General features: G+C 37.6%; 2 protein-coding genes. Both read left to right on the top strand.

The window, feature by feature from the left end; translation table 11 throughout:
* The first annotated feature begins 154 nt into the window (after window positions 1–154).
* The gene (locus H575_RS06420; protein WP_042699716.1) at window positions 155–1,591 is read left to right on the top strand and encodes a hypothetical protein; all 1,437 of its coding nucleotides are present in this window, start codon (window positions 155–157) and stop codon (window positions 1,589–1,591) included.
* Window positions 1,592–1,612: 21 nt separating this feature from the next.
* Window positions 1,613–2,038, top strand: a complete 426-nt coding sequence (locus H575_RS06415) for a hypothetical protein (protein WP_042699713.1) — start codon at window positions 1,613–1,615, stop codon at window positions 2,036–2,038.
* Window positions 2,039–2,043: the final 5 nt, after the last annotated feature.

The following is a 2,043-nucleotide window of genomic DNA, read 5'->3' as shown; positions in this document are numbered from 1 at the left end:
TTTTCTCACTATTTGTCTCACGATTCCGACGGATACATTCTGCATTGGAGTCTATGCTCAATGTATTGATAATAGATGAGGGAGAAAGGGTAGTTTTAGTGTTGTTGAAGTTACAACAACGGTAAAAATTTTATGAAGAGGAGAACACAGTAAAATGATAAAAATTCTATCAAAACTACTATTAGTATTCGTCTGCTTATGCATGCTGACGGTAATTGTGCCTGGGGTTTGTGCAAGTGAAGCATTTTCATACTCAGGAGAAGATGCTTTAGGAATTGCAAGTTCTGATGAACAGATTGAAGAAATATCTCAACCTGAATTATCGAACGCTATTTTTTCCATCGATGGTGCAACAACTGATGTAAAAACAGGCATCACACGAGAGAGCAAAGGCACAGATGAATTAGAAAAACAATACGGCATCTTGAACATCCCGTCAACTGTTCTTACCTATGATGCGGTATCTTTCAGTACCGTGAAGTTAAACAAAGAGGGGGAAAATTCCTTAAAAGTTTATTTATACGGCAAAGAGTATGATTTAATCCTTGAAAGGTCTAATTTTGAGAATATTGATGACGGTATTGATTCCTATAACGGATATATCAAAGGTTTGGATAATTCAGTTGCATTATTTACCTTTGATGAAAGTATGGGGAAATCTCTTGTTCATGGATTCATTGAGTTCGAAAATGAGCAGGTGTATGTAGTTCCTGTTCAAACACGGGAAAATGGATTGAAAACGGACAATCCTTTGCACATTATCTATTCATCAAAGGGTGTTGCAAATCCAACTGAAGAACAGATAGCAGAAATTGAAAAAAGATCATCTGAAAATACAAACCGGCTGGGAGTTACGTTGCCGGATGCAGGTAAATTTCCGATCACATCTGATTTATCGTCAAGTTATTCTCCATCCAGCTGGGCAACGGTTTATGTCCTTGTAGCAACTGATTATGAATTCCATGAACTAGAGACGAATTGGGTTTCTTCAGCACAATCCTATATGAATCATGCTGCATATCAGTATCAGAGACCTGATATTGGCGTATTTTTGAATGTAGCTGAATATGATGATTCAAAAATGCATGACTTATCCAATGATGCAAGGAAAACTTCAGAGCCATTTGGATTATTTAGAGAAAAATTTCCAGCATGGTATCTGGATAGTAAAAATGCAGATATTGCTGTCTATTTAGGTGGAAACGATAAAAATGCTATAGAACAAGGTGAGTCTTTTGGGTATGGACGGTATCCTGACGATGAGTGTCGCTATACTTGGAGTCAGATGGTTGCTGATATTTATCCTCCTATTATTGGACTAATCTATGACGGATCACTCAATGCAAGAAGATATTGCGTTATTCATGAGTTAGGACATATATTCGATGCAAATCATGAAGATTCACAGGGCACTAATAAAGCATACATGTGGGTTGAAAATAATGTTCAGAAACGTAGTGTCATGTGGAGTTGTTATTTAGGCGCAACGAATACCTGTGAATATTCATCTCCAAGTTATCATGGTGATAATACACACGATAACGCAGGTGCCATCAGAGCGGTAAAGCATAACATTGCAGCACTCGTGTGATTTATCTTAGAGGTATATACAATGAACAAAGACCCCGATCACGCGAAAAAATATGGGTATATATTATTGGCAGTCCTCATTCTCTTACTGTTCATACTATTTGCCCCTCTTTTGGTGGAATCCACCGGTATCTTGGACAGTAAGTCAATGATATTAACCTATTCATCATATCCTGAAAAACCGATCAACCACGTATGGAACGAATCCGGATATGCGATATTGAATATTACTGATGATGATTTCGAAAAATATCCTGAGATAAAGGAGTTGTTTCTTACGAGGGATACCAGTATAAAAAAATCGGACCCTAGAACAGATAACCCTGTATTGAATAGTGTCCAGGTTCTGACTCGACAACGAATCGATGAGATCCGGGAAAAATACTGTATTCACAGAATTCTCTACTGGGAAGGAGAGTATTATCAGGCAGGCATCCCGTATTCATAACTTTT

It is taken from the genome of Methanocorpusculum bavaricum DSM 4179, assembly GCF_000430905.1.
In the GTDB taxonomy this organism is placed as follows: Archaea; Halobacteriota; Methanomicrobia; order Methanomicrobiales; family Methanocorpusculaceae; genus Methanocorpusculum; species Methanocorpusculum parvum.
This window is presented reverse-complemented; position numbering and strand designations above follow the sequence as displayed.